The 1,762-nt window shown below is 68.0% G+C and carries 2 protein-coding genes, 1 tRNA gene and 1 rRNA gene; 3 read left to right on the top strand and 1 reads right to left on the bottom strand.

What is annotated here, in order from left to right:
* The 3 genes from rrf to ABZ281_RS48120 form a co-directional block, all read left to right on the top strand.
* Positions 1 to 92 (top strand): 5S ribosomal RNA (rrf, locus tag ABZ281_RS48130); the annotation flags it as partial.
* Between the two features lie 114 nt (positions 93 to 206).
* Positions 207 to 869 carry a DegT/DnrJ/EryC1/StrS family aminotransferase gene (locus tag ABZ281_RS48125; protein WP_356665042.1) on the top strand — a complete coding sequence of 221 codons (663 nt, stop codon included), beginning with the start codon at positions 207 to 209 and terminating at the stop codon, positions 867 to 869.
* 73 nt (positions 870 to 942) lie between these two features.
* Positions 943 to 1,018, top strand: a tRNA-Thr gene (locus tag ABZ281_RS48120).
* Between the two features lie 44 nt (positions 1,019 to 1,062).
* On the opposite strand, the gene ABZ281_RS48115 is transcribed toward ABZ281_RS48120, so the two are convergent.
* Positions 1,063 to 1,762: PP2C family protein-serine/threonine phosphatase (locus tag ABZ281_RS48115; protein WP_356665040.1), on the bottom strand; the 700-nt coding region annotated here is incomplete at its 5' end.

Genomic DNA, 1,762 nt, shown 5'->3' with positions numbered 1-1,762 from the left:
CGCCCGGTTACATTTCGAACCCGGAAGCTAAGCCTTACAGCGCCGATGGTACTGCAGGGGGGACCCTGTGGGAGAGTAGGACGCCGCCGAACAATCATTGAAAGGGTTGGACCCGAAACTTCGGTTTCGGGTCCAACCCTTTTTTGTTGTGCGTCACTTGAAGTTCACGTTGCGCAACGAGCATCGACAGCATGGGTACTGCCGCAATGCTCAGGGCCGCCGGTGTCGGACTCGGTGACGAGGTCGTCGTGCCGGCCTTCGGGAACGTCGAGGTCGCCGAGGCCGTGGCCATGGCCGGGGCGCTGCCGGTGTTCGCCGACATAGACCCCGCCACCTACTGCCTCGACCCCGCTGCTGCGGAAGCGGCGGTCACCTCGCGGACCGCCGCCGTGGTGGTCGTACACCGCTTCGGCCGGCTCGCCGACATCGCCCGGCTGCATGGCGTGGGACAGCGGCACGGACTGCTGGTGCTGGAGCAGGGAGAGTCCGAGGCGCCATACGACGAGATAGCCCAGCGCCGGGAGCGCGCGGCCTATCTCGACACGAAGTTGAGGGGTGTGCGGACTCCGGACGACGGTGACGGGCACACCTATCAGCAGTACGTCGTGCGCATTCCGGGCAATGGGCGCCCCGATCGGGATGCCTTCGCGCGGGCCGTGCGGGCCAGGGGAGTTGAATGCCGGGTACCGGTGAAGACGCCCGTGCACCGGCTGCCCGAATTCCGGCGGTGTGTTTCTCTTCCGGAGACCGAGCGGGCGTCGGACGAAACGCTTGCGCTGCCCGTACACGCGTCCCTGACCAAGCGGGACATGCAGCGGATCGTGTCCGCCTGCAACACCCTCGGAGGGCTTCTCCAGCCCGCCTTCTGACGTGGTTGGGAACACGGGTCTGTTCGGGGTATGATCTATTCCGTTGCCGCGGGGGAGACCTCGCAAGCAACAGGCCCCTATAGCTCAGTCGGTAGAGCGTCTCCATGGTAAGGAGAAGGTCAACGGTTCGATTCCGTTTGGGGGCTCCAGCAGAATAGGCCCCACCCTCGCGGGTGGGGCCTTTTGCGTTCTCCTAGTCCTTGTGGAGACCCGGGACGCGCATCGCCAGGATCGCCATATCGTCCGAAGGGGCATCCGACGCGAAGCGTTCCACCGCGCGCATGATGCGGGCCGCGACCGCCCCCGCGGTGAGTCCCGTGCAGGTGGTGAGGACGTCGGCGAGCCCGTCGTCGCCGAGCATGCGGGCGCCCTCTCGGCGTTCGGTGACGCCGTCCGTGACGCACAGCAGGACATCACCCGGGTCGAGGGTGACGGTCTGCTCGTAGAGCTCCAGGTCCTCGATGACGCCGAGGAGCGGCTGGGGTTCCGCAGCCGGTTCGACCGAGCCGTCCTGGCGCAGGCGCAGCGGGAGCGGATGGCCGGCGCAGACCACCTTCAGTTCCGCGCTGCCGTCGTCCTGCGGGCGCATCTCGCCGTAGAGGAGGGTGAGGAAGCGGCTGCGGGCGCCTTCGTCGAGGATCGCGGAATTGAGGCGCTCCAGGACCGCCGGACCGCTGAGGCCCTCGCGGGCCAGGAGGCGCAGGGCGTGGCGGGCCAGGCCGGTGACCGCTGCCGCGTTCGGGCCCGTGCCGCACACGTCGCCGATGGCGAAGCCGTAGGCGCCGTCGCGGATGGGAAAGACGTCGTAGAAGTCGCCGCCGACCTCGTTGCCCTCGCCGGCCGCGCGGTAGATGACCTCGACTTCGACGCCGTCGATCAGCGGCAGCTCCGGC

The sequence above is a fragment of the Streptomyces sp. NPDC006265 genome, assembly GCF_040613555.1.
In the GTDB taxonomy this organism is placed as follows: domain Bacteria; phylum Actinomycetota; class Actinomycetes; order Streptomycetales; family Streptomycetaceae; genus Streptomyces.
This window is presented reverse-complemented; position numbering and strand designations above follow the sequence as displayed.

Coding starts and splice junctions, on each gene's coding strand:
- ABZ281_RS48125 (WP_356665042.1), top strand. CDS start 207: ATGCTCAGGGCCGCCGGTGTCGGACTCGGTGACGAGGTCGTCGTGCCG.